Source organism: Streptomyces diversicolor, assembly GCF_057537855.1.
In genome coordinates this window covers 172,777-193,052 of sequence record NZ_BAAJXA010000004.1, presented here as the reverse complement: position 1 = coordinate 193,052, position 20,276 = coordinate 172,777, and the positions used below count along the sequence as shown (strand labels likewise).

11 protein-coding genes are annotated in these 20,276 nt (G+C 73.3%); 4 read left to right on the top strand and 7 right to left on the bottom strand.

Annotated elements, in window-relative coordinates; all coding sequences use genetic code 11:
* Positions 1 to 28: 28 nt before the first annotated feature.
* The 5 genes from AC27LF_RS06300 to AC27LF_RS06280 form a co-directional block, all read right to left on the bottom strand.
* Positions 29 to 826: an ABC transporter permease gene (locus AC27LF_RS06300; protein WP_479665137.1), complete on the bottom strand. Its 798-nt coding sequence runs from the start codon at positions 824 to 826 to the stop codon at positions 29 to 31.
* Positions 823 to 1,812: an ABC transporter permease subunit gene (locus AC27LF_RS06295; RefSeq protein WP_487227781.1), complete on the bottom strand. Its 990-nt coding sequence runs from the start codon at positions 1,810 to 1,812 to the stop codon at positions 823 to 825. Before AC27LF_RS06295 ends, AC27LF_RS06300 begins: the two co-directional genes overlap by 4 nt.
* Positions 1,809 to 3,056 (bottom strand): ABC transporter ATP-binding protein, encoded by a 1,248-nt coding sequence (locus AC27LF_RS06290; RefSeq protein WP_487227780.1) that lies wholly within the window; start codon positions 3,054 to 3,056, stop codon positions 1,809 to 1,811. Before AC27LF_RS06290 ends, AC27LF_RS06295 begins: the two co-directional genes overlap by 4 nt.
* Positions 3,049 to 4,137 (bottom strand): ABC transporter substrate-binding protein, encoded by a 1,089-nt coding sequence (locus AC27LF_RS06285; RefSeq protein WP_479662483.1) that lies wholly within the window; start codon positions 4,135 to 4,137, stop codon positions 3,049 to 3,051. Before AC27LF_RS06285 ends, AC27LF_RS06290 begins: the two co-directional genes overlap by 8 nt.
* Positions 4,138 to 4,235: 98 nt before the next feature.
* Positions 4,236 to 5,381 (bottom strand): peroxidase-related enzyme, encoded by a 1,146-nt coding sequence (locus AC27LF_RS06280; protein WP_479662484.1) that lies wholly within the window; start codon positions 5,379 to 5,381, stop codon positions 4,236 to 4,238.
* Positions 5,382 to 5,843: 462 nt separating this feature from the next.
* Here AC27LF_RS06280 and AC27LF_RS06275 point away from each other — a divergent pair, with 462 nt between their 5' ends.
* Together AC27LF_RS06275 and AC27LF_RS06270 are read left to right on the top strand one after the other, a co-directional pair.
* Positions 5,844 to 6,611: a GntR family transcriptional regulator gene (locus AC27LF_RS06275; RefSeq protein WP_479662485.1), complete on the top strand. Its 768-nt coding sequence runs from the start codon at positions 5,844 to 5,846 to the stop codon at positions 6,609 to 6,611.
* Between the two features lie 147 nt (positions 6,612 to 6,758).
* On the top strand, positions 6,759 to 9,182 hold the full coding sequence (locus tag AC27LF_RS06270) for a zinc-dependent metalloprotease (protein ID WP_479662486.1): 2,424 nt from the start codon (positions 6,759 to 6,761) through the stop codon (positions 9,180 to 9,182).
* 135 nt (positions 9,183 to 9,317) lie between these two features.
* Here the strand turns inward: AC27LF_RS06270 and AC27LF_RS06265 are convergent, their stop codons facing one another.
* The gene (locus AC27LF_RS06265) at positions 9,318 to 12,785 is read right to left on the bottom strand and encodes a phosphodiester glycosidase family protein (protein WP_479662487.1); all 3,468 of its coding nucleotides are present in this window, start codon (positions 12,783 to 12,785) and stop codon (positions 9,318 to 9,320) included.
* A 90-nt stretch (positions 12,786 to 12,875) separates the two neighbouring features.
* Positions 12,876 to 14,072 carry a serine hydrolase domain-containing protein gene (locus tag AC27LF_RS06260; RefSeq protein ID WP_479662488.1) on the bottom strand — a complete coding sequence of 399 codons (1,197 nt, stop codon included), beginning with the start codon at positions 14,070 to 14,072 and terminating at the stop codon, positions 12,876 to 12,878.
* A gap of 826 nt (positions 14,073 to 14,898) precedes the next feature.
* On the opposite strand from AC27LF_RS06260, the gene AC27LF_RS06255 reads away from it, so the two are divergent.
* A complete protein-coding gene (locus AC27LF_RS06255; RefSeq protein ID WP_479662489.1) occupies positions 14,899 to 18,882 on the top strand; it encodes a metallophosphoesterase in 3,984 nt (1,327 codons plus the stop codon).
* A gap of 144 nt (positions 18,883 to 19,026) precedes the next feature.
* A complete protein-coding gene (locus AC27LF_RS06250) occupies positions 19,027 to 20,211 on the top strand; it encodes a HupE/UreJ family protein (RefSeq protein ID WP_479662490.1) in 1,185 nt (394 codons plus the stop codon).
* Positions 20,212 to 20,276 lie beyond the last annotated feature (65 nt).

The following is a 20,276-nucleotide window of genomic DNA, read 5'->3' as shown; positions in this document are numbered from 1 at the left end:
ACCGGTGGGGAAGGCGGGCAGGCGCCGGTCACGAACGCAGACTGCGCCGCAGCCCGAGGCTGCGCTCGACGACCACCACGGCCGCGACCGACAGCAGCACCAGGCAGACGGACAGCGCGGCGATCGACGGATCGCTGCGGTACTCCACGTACTGGAGCACCGCCACCGGCAGCGGCCTGGTGTTCTGCCCGGAGACGAACAGCGAGATCACCGTCTCGTCGAAGGACAGCAGGAAGGCGATGATGGCGCCGGAGACCAGCCCGGGCAGCGCGGCAGGCAGCGTCACCCGCCGCAGCACCGTGAACCGGCCGGCGCCGAGGGTGCGGGCCGCCTCCTCGGCGCGCGGATCGGCCCCGGCGAGCGCCGCCGACACGGTCCGCACCACATAGGGGACGGTCACCCCCAGGTGGGCCAGGATCAGCCCCCAGTAGGTGTCGGTCAGCGGGATCGGTGCGAACAGCACCAGCAGCGCGAGGCCCAGCACGATGTGCGGCACCAGCAGCGGCGACAGGAAGGCCGACTCCACCGCGCCCCGGCCCCGGAACCGCAGCCGGGTCAGGGCCAGCGCGGCCGGCACCCCGGTGACCAGGGCGAGCAGGGTGGTGACGGCGGCGGTGACGGCGCTGACCCGGACGCCGGAACGGAAGTCCGCGTTGGCGAAGACCTGCCGGTAGGCGTCGAGGGTGAAGCCCTCGGGCGGAAAGCGCAGATAGGTGGAGTCGTCGAAGGACTCGACCAGCACCACGATGATCGGAGCGAGCAGAAACAGGTACAGGACGGTCAGCAGCGCGGCCCGCGCGATCCGCCCGGCCGGGTGTGACTTCACCGCGAGCCTCCCTTCTCACCGGTGAACCGGCGCTCCAGGGCGCGCTGCGCACGCTGGTACAGGACGATGACGATGCCGAACAGCACCAGCAGCAGGACCGAGAGGACCGCGGCCACCGGCCAGTTCAGCGCGGTGATCGCCTCGTCGTAGATCTCGGTGGCCAGCACGAAGACCCGGCCGCCGCCGATCAGCCGCGGGGTGACGTATCCGCTGAGGCTGAGCACGAACACCAGGAGCGCCGCCGTCAGCACCCCGGGCAGGGTCAGCGGCAGCACCACCCGGCGCAGCACCTGGAACCGGTTCGCGCCGAGCGAGGCGGCGGCCCGCTCCAGTTCGGGCTCCAGCCGGCCGAAGCCGCTGATCATGGCGAGGATCGCGAACGGCATGTAGATCTCCACGGACGCGATGACCACACCGGTCATGTTGTTCGCCAGAGGCAGCGGGCCGTCGATGAGGGCGAGCGCCCGCAACGTCTTGTTGACCAGGCCCTGGTTGCCGAGGATCGCCATCCAGCCGAAGGTGCGGGCCACCGAGGAGATCAGCAGCGGCGCCACGGCGAGCGCCATCAGCAGGCTCCGCCACCGGCTCGTGGTCCGGGCCAGGAACAGGGCCAGCGGGTAGGCCAGCAGCAGTGTGAACAGCGTGACCAGCACGCCGAGCCGGAGGGTCTGGCCGATGACCTTCCAGTAGTGGCCGTCACCGAGCACCTGCGTGAACGTGCCGAAGGTGAGGGTCTGCCGGATGGCGCCGCCGTCCAACGGTTCGTTCAGCGCCATGCGGACGACCCACACCAGCGGCATGGCGTAGGTGAACAGCAGGGCGAGGGCGCCTGGGGCCAGCAGCATCAGCGCGGTCCGGCCGGGGCGCGGCCCGCGCGGCGCCCGCGCACCGTCGCCCGGCGCGCCGCCCGACGCCGCCGTGTGCGGTGCGCCCTTCGGGCCGGGGACGGCGCCCTGGGCCGCGGGCATCCCGGACGGTGCGTTCACCGCGTCACCCCGAGCGGCGCGGCGGCGGCCGGGGCGGCATCCGCCGCGCCCACGGGCGCGTCGGCACCGCTCTCGTCGTCACCGGCCGCGTCGACCAGCCGGGCGGCCGAGGCGTCCCAGGTCAGCAGCACCTCGCTGCCCGGCGCGTGCGCGGCCTCAGGACCGGCCGGCCGCTCGACGTCCAGCACCGGTCCGTCCGCGCCGACGCGGACCCGGTAGGCGATGCTCTCCCCGCTGTACCCGGCGCCGAGCACCGTGCCCCGCACCGGCGCCGCGGGCGAGCCGTCCGGGACGCCGGCGGCGGGGCCGTCCGCGGGGGCCGGGGCCAGCGCGATCCGGTGCGGCCGCAGCAGGACCGCCGCGCGCGCCCCGGCCGGGCGTGGCCGGCCGAGCGCGGGCACCCGGCCCACCCCCGGCAACTCCACCACGGTGCGCTGCCCGTCGGGACCCGCGACGGTGCCCTCGATCAGATTGGCGCGGCCCACGAACCGCGCCACGAACCGCCCGGCCGGGCGTTCGTAGACGTCCTCCGGGGTGCCGATCTGCTCCAGGCGGCCCTGCGCGAGGACGGCGACCCGGTCGGCCATGGACAGCGCCTCGTGCTGGTCGTGGGTGACGAACACCGCGGTGATGCCCGTCTCCTGCTGGATGCGCCTGATCTCGTCGCGCATCTCCCCGCGCAACTGCGCGTCCAGGTTGGACAGCGGCTCGTCGAGCAGCAGCAGGGTGGGCCGCACCACCAGGGCGCGGGCCAGCGCGACCCGCTGCTGCTGGCCGCCGGACAACTGGGCGATGCGACGGCCGGCGAGATGGCCGAGCCGCACCAGGTCGAGCGCTTCGGTCACCCGACGGGCCCGCTCGGCCCGTGGCACCTTGCGCATCTCAAGCCCGAAGGCGACGTTGCGGGCCACGTCCAGGTGCGGGAAGAGGGCGTACGACTGGAACACCATGCCCATGTCGCGGCGGTGCACCGGGATGCCGGTGATGTCACGGCCGTCCACCAAAACCCGGCCCGCGGTGGGCGCGACCAGGCCCGCGATCATGCGCAGCGTGGTGGACTTGCCGCAGCCCGAGGGGCCGAGCACGGCCAGCATGCTGCCGCGCGGCACGGACAGATCGATCCCGCGCACGGCCGCGCCGTGCTGCCCCGGGTATGTCTTGGTCAGGCCCTCCAGGGTCAGATGCCCCGCGAAAGACCCGCCGGCCGCCGCGGCCGGGGCGGCCGGCGCCGTCGGCTCAGCCACCGATGACCTCCCGCTTGATGCGGTCCACCCAGGCGGTGTAACGACTCGTCATCCAGCTCCAGTCGACCGGGATCTGCCGCTTCTGCTGCTCGGCGGAGGCCGTGGTCCGCTCCGCCACCTCCGCCTTGAGCTTCGCGTTGCGGTTGACCGGCGCGTAGTACGCGTCGTCGTCGAACGCCTTCTGGGCCTTGGCGCCGATCGCGTAGTCGATGAACTTCTGCGCGGCCTCGGCGTGCGCGGAGTTCGCGACCAGGTTGATGGTGTTGATCTGCTTGACCGTGCCCTCCTTGGGCAGCACCGGCTGGACCACACCGCCGGAGGAGTCCTTGTAGAACTGGCCGCGGGCGTTCCAGCCGACCGCGACATCGGCCTCGCCGGACTGGACGGCGGTGTAGACGTCGGGCGCGGGCTGCCAGGTCTCGACGGACGGCGACAGCTCCTTGAGCCGGCCGATCGCCGGGTCGATGTCCTTCTTGTAGTCCGCGCCGAGGATCTTCTCCAGGGCGACGATCAGCGCAACCCCGCGGGTGTCCGCGATCGGCATGGCCAGCTTGCCCCGGTAGGCCGGGTCCCACAGGTCGTTCCAGCTGGTGGGCGCCTTGTCCACGGCCTTGGAGTTGTACAGGATGGACAGGCTGTCCAGGGTGAGGCCGGGCCCGTAACCGTCCTTGCTGCGGGCCTCGTCGACCAGTTCGGACAGGTGCGGGACCCGTGCGCTGTCCAGCTTCGCGAACAGCCCCTCCTCGTTGGCGGTCGGCGCGACCGAACTGTCCATCAGGGCCACGTCCGCGGCGGGGTTCTTCTTGCTCGCCCGCAGCTTGGCCAGCACCTCGGCGGAGTTCTGGATCGGCACGTACGTGACGCTGATGTCCGGGTTGGCCTTCTCGAACGGCTTGATCACCGTCTTGGTGAACGAGTCCTGGAAGGTGCCGAAGAAGCCCATGAAGGTGATGGTCTGCTTGCCGCCTCCCGCGCCGGAGCCACCGGAGGCGGGGCCGGCGGAGGTGGCGCAGGACGTCACCAGCAGGGCGGCCGCGGCGACGCCGGCGGCGGTGACGAGGGGGCGGGGGACTGCGGTCATGACAACTCCGGTTCACGGGGACGCGGGGCGCGTGGGCACTGGTTCACTGGGGCCGGGCGGCGGGGCCGCCGGGCTGGGCAGGCGGGGGCGACGTCCGGTCAGCCGTGCGACGGGGAGCCCGCCGTGGGCGCCGCCGCCGGTGCGGCGGCGGGACCGGACGTCTGCGTACAGGACTCCGGCACGGCGGGCGAGCCCAGGACCTGCATCAGCCGGTTCGCCCAGCCGAACAGCGCCACGCAGTGCACCACGTCCAGCAGGGCGGTGCCGTCGATGCCCACGGCGCGCAGCGCGGCCACGTCGTCGGCGGTCGCGGCCGGCGGGGTCGCCGTCTGACGTTCCGTGAAGCGGCCGAGAGCGGCCCGGCGCGGATCGCCGGCGAGCGCCGCGGTGCCCTCGTCGAGCACCCGCCGCGCGGCCTCGGCGTCCCGGCCGAGCTGGGCGAACTTGCGGCCGTGCACCGACGCGCAGTACACGCAGCCGTTGATCCGCGACACCAGCAGGGTGATCAGCTCCCGCTCCGCCCGGGGCAGCCCGCCCCGGCCGTACATCAGCGCGTTGTACACATGGGTGCGGTGGTCGAGCGCGGCCGGATCGTGCAGCAGGGTGCGGTAGTACGGCGAGTTTGCGGACAGCGTGGCGTGCGCGTCGAGCACCGCGCGCTGATCCGTGTCGAGGGCGTCGGCGGGGACCGGTTCGAGCCACGGGACCCAGGTGAGCGTGTCCAGCGTGAAGCGGCGCTCGACGGCCGGTGCGTCCGGCTCGGCGCGGCGTGTGGTCTGCTCGGCGGGGCCGAACCGGGCGAGCGCGCGGGCGGCCAGCGCGGTGTCGGCGGCCGGGGCGCCGTCGAGCAGGGCCAGGCCCGACGCGACCCGGGCCTCGTAGGAGACGAAGGCCACGATCTGGGCCAGCGCGACGATGTCCGCCGCCGCCAGGCCGACCCGCTCCAGCTCCGCGATGTCCGCTCGTCCCGCGCGGGCCGGCGCGAGGGTCACGGCCCGGGTGTACGCCCGTACGGCGGTGGCGAGCGCGGAGTCGGGCTCGCCTGCCCCGTCGGGGGTGCGCGGCGCGCGGGACCGGTAGGCCGCGGCCTGCGCGGGCTGTCCGGCCAGCTCCGCGGCCAGGGCGGCGGCCTCCGCCCGCAGCGCGGGGTCGAGCCGGCCCGGGCGGGCGGGACGCAGCAGCGCGGTACCGGCCGCGCCGGCGTGCGTGCCGACGGCCGGACGGTAGTGTTCGTCGTCGCTCAAGGTCACTCAGGTCACTCCTCTCCCCGCTCGATCGCGTCGCGTACCGGGTCGGCTCCGGGCGCCACCGCCCGGCGGCGACCGGTGTGCGCCGTCCGGCGGGCCCTTCGTCGGGTCCCTCCAGTGACGGGCGCGAGACGGCCCGCCATCCGGACACATCGTGGGACGGGCCCGGAGAGCTGCAAGTTAGCCCCGTCCATGAGCCGTGCGCAAAGCCCTGACAGGCGGGAATACGGGCGGCGACGGCCCTCGCGGGCCCGTCGGCCGCCGGGTGCGACCGGCCACCTGTTGCATCAGGTGACACCTCTTGTGACCCCGACCCGCCCCGCACGGCACATCCGCACCCACCTGATGCAACAGGTTCGGGGCCCGCGGTACCGTCGGGGCGCGGACGGCTGGCGAAAAATCTTCGATCGGCCCGGAAGTTCTCGTATTGTGGAACGCTCGTCCAGAAAGTGAGACGCTGTGGTGCGGGTTGCGTCCTACCGGCGGGTCGCCGACGGCCTGCGGCGCCGGATCGAGGCCGGCGAGTTCCCGCCCGGCGCCCTCCTGCCCTCCCGGGCGGCGCTGGCCAAGGAGTACGACGTCGGCGTCAACGTGGCCGCCGCCGCGGTCCGCCTGCTGGTGAGCGAGGGGCTGGCGCGCGGCCGGACCGGTCGCGGGGTGTTCGTGCGGGAGCGCGTCTCCGCCTCCACCATGGCCCGCTCCTGGACCCATGAACGGCTCCAGGGCCGGCTCGCCGTCCACCCGGCCCTGCGCCGCACCGGGCCGGCCGCGGGCTCGGAACGCGGCGTGCCCTCCTCCCGCACCGAGGGCGCGAGCCCGGACGTCGCCCGCCGGCTGGGCGTTACGCCGGGCGAGCCCGTGATCCGCAGCGAGTACCAGCTCAGCAACGACGGGCTGCCGGCGATGATCTGCGTCAGCTGGGAGCCACTGGAGATCACCGGCGGCACGCCCGTCTCGCTGCCCGGCGCGGGGCCCCTGGCCGGGGGCAGCGTCGTGGCCCGCATGTCCTACATCGGCATCCGGGTCACCCGCTCGACCGAGACCGTCACCGCCCGCCTCGCCACAGCGCGGGAGGCCGCCGCACTGGACCTGGGCCGCGGTGCGGCCGTGGCCGCCATCGAACGCACCTACTACGCCGGCGAACGCGCCCTGGAAACAGCCGACCTGGTGATCCCCGGCGACCGCTTCCGCCTGGCCTACGAAATCCCAGCAGAACCACACCAATAACGGCCAGTACAGCCCGCCCCAAAGACAAAGGGGCGCGGGGCTGTGTCAATATGCGGCTCCGCCGCGTGGGCGCGATCAGCCACAACGCACCCGCACCCGCCCGCCCCCCAATGCCCCCGCCCACAACCCACCGTAGAGTGACCCCCCGTGTCCCCGTCACCCGCCCACCCCCTGTTCGCCCTGGTCGCCGACAGAGAGCGGTCCGACCGCGCAGCGGGACCACCGCGGCTCCTCATCCACCGCTTCGACACCCCCTTTCTGCTCACCGCCTCCCTCCCCGCCGGCGCCGGCTCCAGTGAACTGACCCTCGACCGGGGCAAGATGGGCAAGGGCCGGATCGCCGAGTTCCGCCGGCTGTCCGGCCGGGCCGTCCTCGTCCTGCGGGACAAGCACCGGCTCGCCACCGGCGGCCCCGCCGCCGTCCGCGCGGGCGCCGACTCCTTCGCCCGGTCCGTGATCTGGAGCGCCCCCGTCCTGCGCGAGGACCCCGACGGCGCCCTCGTGGACCCCACCGGCCTCGCCCTGACCGACCTGCACGGCATAGCCGACCTGCTGCGCGAACGCGGCCAGGGCGACTACGCCGTGGACCCGGACGCGTCCTACCCGCTCCCCGCGGCGGCGGGCGCCCGCGGGGTCCGGCTGCCCGCGCTGCTCACCCTCCGCGGCCCCGGCACCGGCGCCGCGCTGCGCCGGGTCACCCCCGCGCCCGCGGCGCTCTCCCTGGTGCAGCAGGTCCATCTCGTACCGCTGCCCGACCCGCCGCTGACGGCCCGCCCCTACCATCCGGCATCCGGCGGCTACGGCATCGGCCACGACGACCACGGTGACCGGGCGGCCAACGGCGTCCGCGTCATGGTCCAGCCCCGCTTCCGCCTGGAACCCGCCGACCCCGGGGCCGTGTCGGGGCCGGTGCGCACGCCCCTCGTGTTCCTCGTGGACCCCGCCGTCCCCGAGCCGTGGCGGTCGGCCGTCGTGGAGGGCGGCACCTGGTGGCGGGAGGCGTTCGAGGCCGCCGGGTTCCGGGACGCGTACCGCGTCGAGGTGGCCACCGAGGACACCGACCTGGACGACCCGGCGCTCAACACCGTCTGGTGGGTGCACCGCGACGGCCGCGGCTGGTCCCACGGCCAGGCCCTGACCGACCCGCGCACCGGCGAGATCCTGCACGGCCGGGTACGCCTCGGCTCGCAGCGCGTGGAACAGGTCACCGCGCTCGCCGAGGCGCTGCTCGCACCCTACGGCCACCCGGACGAGACCGCCCGGCTGGCCGCCGTACGCGAGACGGTCCTCGCCCGGATGCGGCTGCTGGCCGCGCACGAGATCGGCCACGCGCTCGGCTTCATGCACAACTTCGCGAGCACCGGCCATCCGCGTCCCTCCGTGATGGACTACCCGCACCCGCACGTCACCGTCGGCGCCGACGGCACCCCCGACCTCTCGCACGCCTACCCCGCGGGGCTCGGGCCCTGGGACCACTTCCTGGTCGCCCACGCCTACGGCAGGTTCGCGGACGAGTCGGGCGGCCGCACGGCCGCCGCGGAGGCGGCCGGGCTCGCCCGGCTGCGCCGGGAGGCGGCACAGCGCGGGCTCGCCTACGTCGCGGACGAGGACGCCCGCGGCCCGGGCGCCGCACACGCCGACGCCGCCGTCTGGGTGCCGCATCTGCCCGATCCGTTCGCAGCGCTCGACCAGGCCCTCGCGGTGCGCCGCGCGGCCCAGGCCGGTTTCTCCCGCGGGGCGGTGCCGCCCGGCCGGCAGACCGGCGAACTGGAGCACCGGGCCGCCCTGTTGCACCTCTACCACCGGCACCACCTGGCCGCGGTGGCCCGGCTCGTCGGCGGTGTCCGCTACGCCTACGCCCACGCGGGCGACGCCGTCCCGGGCGCCGTCACCGGAACGCCCCCGGTGCCGGCCGAGGACCAGTGGCGGGCGCTGCGGGCGACCGTCGCCCTGCTGGACCCCGCCCAGTTGGTGCCGGATCCGGCCGTGCTCGCCGTGCTGACGCCGCCCGGGATCCGGTACGAGCGGTCACCCGAGTACGTGGACACCCGGGCGGGCCGCGTCTTCGACCCGCAGGCAGCCGTGGAGTCCGCGGCGGCCCTGGTCGCTGAGGCGCTGCTGGAGCCGGCCCGGCTGAACCGGCTGGCCTGGCAGCACGCCGCCGATCCCCGGCAGCCCGGCGTCAGCGACGTGCTCTCGGCCCTGTTCGCCGCGTCCTGGCACCCGGACACCGGCCCGGACCGCGCCGTGCGCCCCGCGTCCGGCGACGGCCCGGAGGCCGGCTCGGAACGGGAGGCGCTGGTCCGGGAGACGGCCGGCTGGGTCGTGGTCCGGCATGTCATGGCGGCCGTGTGCGACGGCGGGCCGCACCCGCCGGTCCGTGAAGAACTCAAGGCGTCCCTGCGGAGCCTGGCCCACCGGCTGGCCGACGAGCCCGGCGCCGCCGACCGGAACCCCGTCAGCGCGGCCCGCCGTCGCGAGACCGCCCGCACCCTGACCGGGTTCCTCGCCGACCCCGCCGCCGCCCGGCTCGATCCGCTGCCCCGAGTACCGCCCGGAGCCCCCCTGTGACCGCCGGCTCGGCCCCACCCGGCGAGCGGACCGCCGACTCCGCCGCGGCGCCGGGCGGCGCCGCGGCACTCGCGGCCGGTCGGCGGGCCGGCCGCGAACCGGGGGATGCTCCCGGTCATCGCAGGACCCGTGCCGTTACGGGACGATGTCGACGGTCGCCGAGCCGGTCAGGCCGCCCGACGTCACCGTGACGGTTACCGTCCCGGGACGCACGGCGAGGAGCGTGCCGGACGTCGGATCGAGCACGGCGCGTGTCCTCGGGCCGCGTGTGGCCGTGCGGACCTCGGAGGCGGACCGGGCGACGACGAGCCCGAAACCGCCGCCCCAGGTGACGCTGGCCGGGAAGCGCAGCGGGAAGGTGAGGCCGAACTCGCTGGTACCGCCCGTCGCCGAGACCGCCGCGCGGGAGCCCACCTCCATCCGCTCGGGCGCGGACAGCGCGATCTCGTCGATGAGCGGCCGGCTCTCGGCCTGGAGCCAGTCCCGGGTCTCGGGGCTGGGCCGTCCGGCCCTGATCCGGGCGGGGCGCGGATCGACGCCGACGTTCATCCAGCCGAAGAAACCGCCCTGATCGGGCGAGCTGTAGGGCGTCTTGCCCACGGCCGGAGTGGTGACTTCCAGGACGCCGTCGGCGCGGGTGACCGACGCCGTGTGGGCGTGACCGGTGAACAGGGCGATCGGCTTCCCGGAGGTCTCCCGGAAGTCCGCGAGCCAGCGCCCCAGGAGACCGGCCTGCAACTGGTCCGACAACTGCGAGGACTCGGCCCCGGACGGGTCGTGCAGCGGGTGGTGGAAGGAGACCACCACGCCGGTGACCGACCGGTCCTGCGCGGCCCTGGCCAACTCGGCCTTCAGCAGCGGGACCTGCTCCCAGTCGGAGGTGCGCATGTCGCCGGTGTGGGAGTCCAGCAGGATGAACCGGGTCCCCTTGTGGTCGAAGACCTGCTTGTTCGGCCGGCCGGTCGCGGTCAGGAAGGCGTCGAGGCCCCCGGTGGCCGACAGTCCGGCCTCGTGGTTGCCGGGCGTCCAGTGGACCGGCAGCCCGTCCGGCACATGGTCCTTCAGCAGCTTGCCGGCGAGGTCGAAGTCCGCGGCACCGTTGTTGTCGACGAAGTCACCGTTGATGAGAATGAAGTCGGGCTTGCTCGCGACCGCCTGGTCCAGCGCGAGCGCCGCCTGCCGGGCCGAGAAGGAGTCGGGTCCCGCCGCCGCGCTGACATGCAGATCGGACAGGACCGCGAACGTCCACCGGCCGTGCGCAAGGCCGCCCTGCTCGACCACATAGGGGTCCGGCGGCGGTGCCTCGGTGACGTCCGGCTGCTGCCCGACCTGGGCGGTCAGCGCGTCGAACGTCAACTGCCCGGCGTTCTTGTCGGTCTGCGACGTCTCGGCGATGTAGACGCGCAGCAGGGTGACGGGGTCGGAGAAGCCGGCCGGCAGATCGCCGACGACCTGGCGCCAGCCCGTCCAGTCCACGGTGGTGCTGAACGTGAACGGCACGTTCGTGGTGCCCTGCGAGCGCAGCATGGCGCGCAGCCAGTGACCCCGCCCGTCCCCGTCGACCCACAGCGCCAGCCGCTTCGTCCCGGCGGGCAGGGTGATCGGGGCTGACGCGATCGCATAGGCCGCGGAGGTGCTGGGCTTGCCGGTGAAGTCGTAGGTGAGGCGTACGGCGTGGTTGTCGGCGGGGGCGCCCGGCCGGTCGGGTGCCGCGACGATCTGTACCGACGCAGTGCCCTGGGCTGCGGCCGCGGTCCAGGTCTCGCCCGGTTCGAACTCGGCCAGTGACACCTCGCTCAAGCCCACGGTCACCGCGAGCCGCGCCGTCACCCCGGCCACCGTGGCCGTGACGACCGTGGCCCTGGAAGCGGCGTCCGCGTCCGCGGTGATGCCGAGCCTGCCGTCCGGGCGCGGGGTCGCGTCGATCACGGATGGGTCGTAGTCGAGCGTCACGTCCTGGGCCGACACCGGGGCGTCGAACCCGTCGGCGTCGTATCCGACGAGGCCGACGGCCGCCGTCGCGCCGGGCTCGATCGTGACCGCGCGCTGTGCGAAGGCCAGCCGGTGCAGCGCGCCGACGACACGCAGGTCGCTCTCGCCCCGGGCGCGGCCGGAGCGGGCACGCAGCGTGCCCGCGCCCGGCTTGCCCGCGCGGAAGACGCCGTCGCTCGCCCGGCCCAGCGAGCCCGGGTGCGCGGTCCAGGTGACGGGCCGTCCGTCGATCGCCACGGGGGACCATGTCTCGTCGTAGCCGGCGGCCTCGATGTTCAGGGTCAGTCCCGGAACCACCCGGTCGGCGCCGGGCCGCACGTCGAGTCCCCGCAGGACGCCGGACCCCTTCGGGCCGAACAGGCCGACGGCGTTGGGCACGGGCCGTTCGTTGCCGTCCGAGGGGGTGTTGACGACGCTCACCGCGGTGTCGCCCGCATGCCGCGCGACCATCTCGGTGGAGCCGCCCCCGTCGAGCATGAACGCCTCGGTGGCGCCGAGCCGCACCATCAGCTCGGCCGTGTCGTCGAAGCCGAGCCCCGCGGAGAACGCGGCCGAGCCGTCGATCGCGACGAGCAGCAGCCGGCGTCCGCCGTCCAGCCAGCCGATGACCGTGCGCGGCTTGAGCGCGTTGTTGTTGTCGTTGGACGGGAAGGTGATCGCCTTGCCGCCGCGCACGAGCACCGCGTTGCTGCCGAGCGCCATGTACGGGGCGGAGGGGCTGTCGGTCTTCGGCTCGAACGTCACGGTGACGGCGTCGCCCTCGCGGGCGGTGGCCAGGGCGGCGGCAGCGGAGCCGCGGCCGAGGACGATCAGCCCGTCGTCCGGTACGGCCGTGTCGGTCAGACCGGCGCTCACGGCGGTGACCCGGCCGTCCCTGACGACGAGTTCGGTGTAGGGGCCGGCGCCCTGGATGAGCGTGCGGTGTCCGGGACCCCACTGCGGGGTGAACACGGCGATGCCGTCGGCGGGCACACCGGCGGAGTTGAGCGCGGCCAGCGACCGTCTGGTTCCGGCCACCGTGACCGTGCCCGCGATGAGGAAGTCGGCGAGCCGCGCCACCCGGTCGGCGCCGACCGTCACGACGGTGGAGTGCTGGTTCGTTCCCTTGCGCAACCGGCCGCCGCTGACCTCGGGTCCGATGGCCGCGTTGGTCTCGGTGATGTCGAAGAAGTCGCCGTTGACGGCGGCGACCGCGTGCTGCGCTTCGGCGGCGGCGGAGACGGTCCGTGTCTCGCTCACCTTGCCGGCGAGGAGGTCGACGCCGACCGACCGCTCGCCCAGGTCGGCGTTGAGCACATGCACCCGCATCCAGCCGCCGCGGCCGAAGGTGCTGAAGGTGGTGAGGACGATCCCGGGCGCCACCGGGCGGTCCACCCGGTCCACCTCGACGGACTCTCCGGGTACGGCCGTTCGGTACCGCGGGACGGCATGGTCGACGCGGCCGGGGCCCGAGCCGCCGGCGGCGGCGCCGCTGCCGACGGGTCTGGATCCGCCCGGCCGGCCGGTGTTCGCGGTCGCGACTCCACCGGGCGCGACGAGCGCGGCGGCGACCGCGCCGACGATGAGTCCGCGACGGGTGAGGCCGGCGGTGTCGTGGTCAAGTGAGTTCATGGCCGATGAAGCTATTCAGCCGCGGCAACACCCCCCTGAACGGCACATGGCTGCCCGGCGTGCCTGCGTCGCGCACCGGGCAGCCCCGCGTCACTGCGACCGCGCATCCGGTGCGCCGCAGAAGGCGGTTTCGAGGAGGGCGTGGGCCGTGCTGCTCTGGCCGGCGGTGGGGAAGAGGCCGGACGGGTTGAAGGAGACGGCGAGTTGGCGCCGCCCGTCCGGGGTGCCGAAGCTGAGGGTGGTGGAGCCGTATGTGCCGCCGCCGTGTCCCCAGACGGTGGTGCAGGACAGGCGGGCGCGTTCCAGGCCCAGGCCGTAGCCGCCGTCCGCACCGAGGTCGACCGCGGTGGTCAGGTCCCGCTGCTGGGCGGGCCGCAGGAGCCTGCCGCCGAGGAGGGCGGCGTTGAAGCGGGTCAGGTCGTCGGCCGTGGAGATCATTTCTCCGGCCGGCCCGGCGACGGACATGTTCTGCTCGGTGATGTCCACCGGCCGGTGCCCGGGGCGTAGGAGGTAGGCGTGGGCGTGTGGACCGGGCAGCCGGACGGAGGTGCCCGGTACGCGGGTGTGGTCGAGGCGGAGGGGCCGCAGGATGCGGCGGTTCACTTCCTCGGCGTAGGTGTGGCCGGTCACCTTCTCGATGAGCAGGCCCGCCAGGAGGTAGTCGGTGTTGGAGTAGCGCCATCCGGTCCCGGGCGGGAAGGAGGGCGCGTGGCCCGGGTCGTCGGCGAGGGCGACGAGCCCGGCGGGGGACCAGGTCCGCCAGCGGCCCGTCGACAGCCAGCGCTCCAGGGCGGCGGGGTCGGCGGGGTCCTCCAGGACGCGCGGGTCCTCGGTGTAGTCGTAGACGCCCGAGGTGTGTTGGAGTGTCTGCCGCACCGAGACGGCGTCGGCATCGCGGACCACGCCGGGCAGGTAGCGGCCGATCGGGTCGTCGAGCCGGAGCCGTCCCTCTCCCGCGAGTTGCAGGACGACGGCGGCGACGAAGCTCTTCGTCACGCTGCCGATCCGGAAGGAGCCGTCCGGCCGCACCGGCAGACGGCGGGCGAGGTTCGAGGTACCCGCGCCGGCCCGCCGGACGGCGACGCCGTCCTCGCGTATCTGTCCGAGGGCGGCCGTCGCGCCGTCCAGGACGAGCGCGCCGAGGCCCTGCTGGAGTGATCCGGTGGCGGCCGGAGCCGGCGTCCGCTGCGCCGGCAGTGCCACGGCGGGGCCCGCCGAGCAGGCCAGTGTCACGGCCACGGCCGCGGCAAGGCTCCGCAGCCGTCCGTGGACACGCTGAATGGGCATGAATGCGCCGTCCTTTCCTTCACCACGGTCCGCCCGTGGAGCGGCCGGCCGGGAGTCCCCCGGCCACCGGCATCCTCGACCGGGGCACGGTGACGGTGCGTCCTTCTCCAGCGGTATCGCCCCCTGAGCGCTCCCCTGCCCGCGACCCCTGACATCTCTCAGGGCTCCGGCGGCCACCGCCGCAGTGCGGCCGGCGCGATGCGCTCGGCGACCGGGTTCACCGATGTGCCCTTGGCGCCGGTGGAGTTGACCGAGTGGACCCGTGTGGGGCCGAGGCCCCGGGTGGCCGCGACCGCCGTGCCATACCCGTAGCGCGCCGGACTTGAGCCAGTAGACGGTGTGGTCGTACGTGAACCGCTGGAGTCCGGCGCTGTAGGTGGCGTCGTCGGTCCCCGGCGGGAGTGTGAACATCTCCCGCAGCTGCGGCTCCGGTACGATCCGCCCCCGGAAGAGAGCCGTGATCAGCCGCTCCAGGTCGGCGGTGGGCCGGGCGGCAGCCGTACCTGGCCGTGTCCGGGGCGCTCAACACCCCGTAGGGACGGCTTCGGTTGGCGCCGTTGTCCTGGGAGCCGAGGGCGTCCCCGGTACGGGACTCGTCCCATCCGCTGGCCGCCGTCGCCCGAAGTCGATGGGCGGTGGGTGGACGTCACCGTGTTCATAGCGTGTCGGGTGGTCCGGGGGCCAGGGTCCGGAAGATCATTCCGCTGATTGTCCCCAGGCCAACCACCGGCGTTCACCTGTGGTGCCCAGGATTCGCCATGGGCATGCCCGATTTGGTTCGTGGCGTGCCCTTCACTTTCGGAGCGATCAGGAAGGACGGCTGCTGATGCGGCCAACACAGCGGCGAAGATGGCAGGGCGGTGGATCCGGCGGGCGCCGACTCGCGGGCGCCGTCCTGACCGCGCTCGTCCTGGTGGGCGGAAACCTGACGGTGGCGTACGCCGACACCGAAGCGGACCGGCGTGCCACGGACAAGAAGGACGCGCCGAGCCAGGGCGCGACCACCCTGCCCACCCTCACCCCAGGCGAGGGCTCGTACCTGGAGGGCACCCAGAAGGCCGCGGCCACGCCGACCCTGGCCGGCGACTCCGTGACCCGGCTCGCCGTCGACGGCAAGGCGATCGACGCCGAGAAGACGGTCGGGGTGTCCCGGCTGAGCTTCGACGTCGGCTCGAACTCGACGGAGGCCCGCTACCACAACTACGTGCTGGTCAACGGCGAGTACCGCGCGGACATCGGCGACCTCGTCAACGAGCGCGGCACCATCGAGATCCCGAACGAACACCTCGTCAAGGGCGAGAACAAGATCCAGATCTTCGCCGGCACCGTCGAGACCTCGTGCGGCACCAACCATGACGACTTCGTGCTGTCGGACATCCAGCTCACCCTGCTCGGCGAGGTCGCGGACGGCGAGGAGAACGAGTACACCTACTCCTTCGGCGACGGCAACTGCGGCTCCAACAGCACGCTGCTGAAGGAGGCGACGCTCAGCTTCTTCGTCCTCGGCGACCCGCAGGGCACCACCGGCCTGCAAGCCGACCTGGACACCACCCGACTCGCCAACGGTGAGCACACCCTCACCGCGACCACCGCCTCGCGCAAGACGGTGACCAACAAGGTGACCGTCAACAACGCCCCGGCGGGCGCCCCCCGGCTGCTGCCCAAGGACGGCACGCTGGTCAAGGGCGGACAGTCGGTGTTCGCCAGCCTCCCCGCGGGCGCCGACGGCCGGCTGTCCTCGCTGACCGTGGACGGCGGCAAGCCGATCTCCACGCCCCAGTTGGGCAACGGCGCGGCCACGTTCTCCTTCGATGTCGGCGCCAACTCGCTCGACGACAAGTACGACAACCACCTGCTCGTCAACGGCAAGCGGATCGACCTGGGCGGCACCTGGGTCAGCCAGCGGGTGGACATCGCGATTCCCGCGCGGTACCTGGTGCCCGGTGACAACACCATCAAGGTCGTCACCGGCCCGTACAAGGAGAGCTGCGGCAACAACCGCGACGACTTCGACATCTCCGGCCTGCGCCTCGCCCTGGACGGCGCCACCGTCACCGGCATGGACATCGCCGCGTCCTACGCGATGGGCGACGGCGCCTGCGGCAGCGCCCCCGACCGCCTGCCCGAGGCCGAACTGCACTACACGATCGACGCGCCGGCCGTCGCCGTCACCGACACGCTCGGCTCCGGCGATGCCACCCTCGGCTTCACCGTGGGCAGCAACTCGATCGAGGCCCGCTACCAGAACCACATCCTGGTCAACGGGCAGAAGCTCGTGCTGGACGCCGACTACGTCAGCCGGCACGTCGATCTGGCCTTCCCCAACGAGTGGCTGGTGCCCGGCTGGAACACCATCGACGTCGTCACCGGCAGCTACCCCACCTCGTGCGGCGACAACCGGGACGACTTCACGCTGTCCGGCTTCACGCTGACCCCCCTCGGCGGCACCGCCGAGGGCCGCATGGTCAAGGGCTCCTACAGCTTCGGCGACGGCAACTGCGGGGACAACGTCAACCCGCTGACCGAGGTCGACCTGGAGTTCTTCGTGGACGGCCCGGCCAAGGGCGCCCGCGCCGACCTCGACACCGCGAAGATCGAGGACGGGCGGCACACGCTGGCCGCCGCCTCGAAGTCCGGCAGGACGGCCACCCGTGTCCTGGTCACCGACAACTCGGCGCCCGAGGTCGCGAGCAGCACCCCGAAGGCCGGTCAGCGGATCACCGCGTCGGTCGTGCTCGGCGTGCAGATGAAGGACTTCTCCGGCGTGGTGAGCGGCCCGGACATCAAGCTCGACGGCAAGGCGGTCAAGGCCGGTGCCGCGATCGGACCCGGCCTGTCCGCGGGAGCGCACACGCTGTCCGTGACCGCCACCGACTCCCTGGGCAACACCGGCACCCGCGAGGTGAGGTTCACCTCCGCCGGCATCCCGGACACCCCCGCACAGCTGACCCCGGCGTCCGGCACCACCGACGCCGGCCGGAACGTCACGCTGTCCGCGAAGGTGGCCGAGCCGGATGGCGGCGATGTGACCGCCACGTTCTCCGAGGCCGAGATCCTCACCCCGAACCGGGTGTACCAGGGCACGGCCACCGCCGTCCCGACCACGCTGAGGGTCAAGGGCGAGAAGAAGGTCAAGGCCGCGGGGCTCGCGCCCGCCGACGGCAGGACACTCGCCGCGCCGTCCTCCTCCGACGTCACCTTCCAGCGGTTCGACGTCCAGGTCAAGGGCCACGTCGACCAGCCGGTGCTGCGCTGGGAGGGTGTCATCGACCCCGAGCGCCTGGCCTCCCTGCGGGCGTGGAACAACGACACCGGCCAGTGGGACGTCGTCAGCAGCGCCCGCGGCGCCGCCGAGGGCAACACGGTGCTCACCGCCGTACTGGACCGCGTCCACGTCGACCGCCAGCAGGTGCACGTCATGGTGACGGGCGAGGACCCGTTCGCCGACGACATCGACGCCGGTGACCCGAACTCGTTCGCCGACCCCGGCTCGTACGACTTCTCGATCGTCCACTACACCGACACCCAGTACCTGTCCGAGGGCGCGGTGGAACAGGAGACGCCCGAGGAGCGCGCGGTCTGGGAGAAGGCGTACGGAGACGTCGCCCGCTGGATCGTCGACAACAAGGACAAGCGGAAGATCGCCTATGTCGCCCACACCGGCGACATCATCGAGAACAACATCCGCAAGCCCGCCGACGAGGCCACGCAGAAGCAGGTCGTCGGCGAGCTTGAGGTGTCCTCCAGGCAGCAGAAGATCCTGGACGACGCGGGCATCCCGAACGGTGTGATCGCCGGCAACCACGACAACCAGTCGGGAACCGAGAACGGCCCGGACGCCCTCTACAACAAGTACTACGGCCCCGACCGTTACCAGGCGCTGTCACAGGGCTGGGAGCACGCCAGTTACGGCGGACCCTGGCGCGCCGGCGACAACCAGAACCACTACGACCTGTTCTCGGCCGGCGGCCAGGACTTCGTGGTGGTCGGCCTGTCCTACGGTGTGACCCGCGAGGAGGCCGAATGGGCCGACTCGGTCTTCAAGCGCTTCCCCGACCGCAACGGCATCCTGCTCTCGCACGACTACCTCGCACCCAGCACCCAGCCCGACGGCCGCGGGGCCCCGTTCTCCGCGCCCGACGGTTCGATGCTGTTCAAGACGGTGGTCCAGGACAACCCGAACGTGTTCCTGATCCTCGCCGGTCACGAGCACGGCGTGGGCACCAACGTGAAGCCGAAGGTCGGCGAGATCGGCCACGACGTGGTCGAACTGCTTGCGGACTACCAGTTCTACACGGTGTCCGCCGACCGGCTCGGGCTCACCGAGATCGGCGGCTACAAGCCCGAGGACCAACTGCAGTTCGGCGCGAGCTTCTTCCGGCTGCTCCAGTTCGACGTGGCCCGCTCCGAGCTGACCGTCGACACCTACTCGCCGCTGCTCGACGAGTTCGGCGCCACCGAGTACGACACCGACCACCGCTACGACGGCACCGAGGACAACATGGTGCTGCCGATCGACCTCACGTCCCGCAAGACGACGTTCCGGACCGACTCGGTCGCGCTGTACGACCCGGTCGGCGTCGTCGGGCGCACCAAGGTCACCTCCGGTGAGGTCGCCTCGGTGACGTGGCGGAACCTCAAGCCCGGCTCCACGCACGCCTGGTTCGTCACGGCCCGCTCCGCCGGCGGCGGTGTCACCGCCTCCGAGCCGAGCGTCTTCGTGACGAAGGACGCACAGGGCCGGCCCGGCACATGGAACGCGGACACGCCCTACTACGAGTGGTTCGCCCGGCCCCAGAGCCGGCGCTGACCGGCTGACCGCCGGCAGCGCCCGGCGGTGGTCGTCCGCCGCCCCGGACCCGCGCGGCCCGGGGCGGCGGACCCACGCCCCCCGTCCCGGGATCGCGGCGGCGGTTCACCGCCGTGATCCTCAGCCACGAGAACCGAGCCCGCCATGCATCCGACACCCCCTGCCCGTACTCGCGCGCCCCGGCCCGGTCCGGGCGGCGCCCTGCGCACCCTCCTCGCCGTCCTCGCCGCGCTGGCCGCGCTGCTGGGCGCCGGTCTGCTCCAGGCGGCACCCGCCGCCGCGCACGACGCCACCTCCACCGCCTACGCCGAGGTCGACGGCAGCGCCGCCCGTCCCGAGGCCACCCTCGACCTCGAATACGACCTGCTGATGAAGTCGGCCTGGCTGTACGCCGAGGCGTACGACGCGAAGGGCCGCGCCGAGCAGCTGCGCCAGCTCAGGCTGAACGCCCCGGCGGTGTCCGAGTACGTCACCGGGCGCTTCGCGATCACCCGGGACGACGCGGCGTGCACGCCCCGCACCGTGGGCGCCGCGGACATCCGCGTCCGCGGCGCACGCCCCTACGCCGTGCTCACCCTCGCCTTCACCTGCCCGGCCGGCGCCACCGGTCCGGTCACCGTCTTAAGCGCGCTGTTCCCCGACGCCGAGAGCTTCGTGCACAGCACGCGGACGATCGTGCACTACGACATCGACGGCGACCGCGGCTCGCAGATCCTCACCGCCACCGAGCCCTCCGTCACCGCCGCCGCGGCCAGGGGACAGGAGTCCCACCAGGTCCTGGAGTTCTTCCTGCTGGGCACCGAGCACCTGCTGTTCGGCCTCGACCACATCCTCTTCCTGCTCTCGCTGCTCATCGGGGCGCGCGGTCTGCGGGACATCGCGCTCACGGCGACCGCGTTCACCGCCGCGCACAGCATCACGTTCCTGCTGGCCGCGTGCGGCGTCGTGGACGTGCCCGCGGGGCTGGTGGAGCCGGTGATCGCCGCGTCCATCGCCGTCGTCGCGATCGCCGGTTTCCGGCTGCGTGACCGCGCGGACAACGCACGCTGGCGACTGCCCACCGTCTTCGTCTTCGGTCTCGTGCACGGCCTCGGCTTCGCGGGGTCGCTGGGCATCGACGAAAGCTGGTCCTGGGAACTGCTGTTGTCGCTCCTCAGCTTCAACGTCGGCATCGAGGCGGTGCAGTTGGCCATCATCCTCGTCGTGTTCCCGCTGCTGCTCCTGCTGCGCCGGTCACCGGTGCACCGCTGGGCGCTGCCGGCCCTGACCGCACCCATCGTGCTCGTCAGCCTCTACTGGTTGTGGGACCGGGTGGCGATCAGCGCCTGACGCCCGCCGTCCCCGACAGTCGTGAGCGGTCCCCGCCGCGGGTAGCACTGAGTCACCACGGCACA

What these genes read in the sequence shown, in the direction of transcription:
- AC27LF_RS06255 (WP_479662489.1), top strand. Translation starts at nt 14,899, where the DNA reads ATGCGGCCAACACAGCGGCGAAGATGGCAGGGCGGTGGATCCGGCGGG.
- AC27LF_RS06265 (WP_479662487.1), bottom strand. Translation starts at nt 12,785, where the DNA reads ATGAACTCACTTGACCACGACACCGCCGGCCTCACCCGTCGCGGACTC.
- AC27LF_RS06285 (WP_479662483.1), bottom strand. Translation starts at nt 4,137, where the DNA reads ATGACCGCAGTCCCCCGCCCCCTCGTCACCGCCGCCGGCGTCGCCGCG.
- AC27LF_RS06250 (WP_479662490.1), top strand. Translation starts at nt 19,027, where the DNA reads ATGCATCCGACACCCCCTGCCCGTACTCGCGCGCCCCGGCCCGGTCCG.
- AC27LF_RS06260 (WP_479662488.1), bottom strand. Translation starts at nt 14,072, where the DNA reads ATGCCCATTCAGCGTGTCCACGGACGGCTGCGGAGCCTTGCCGCGGCC.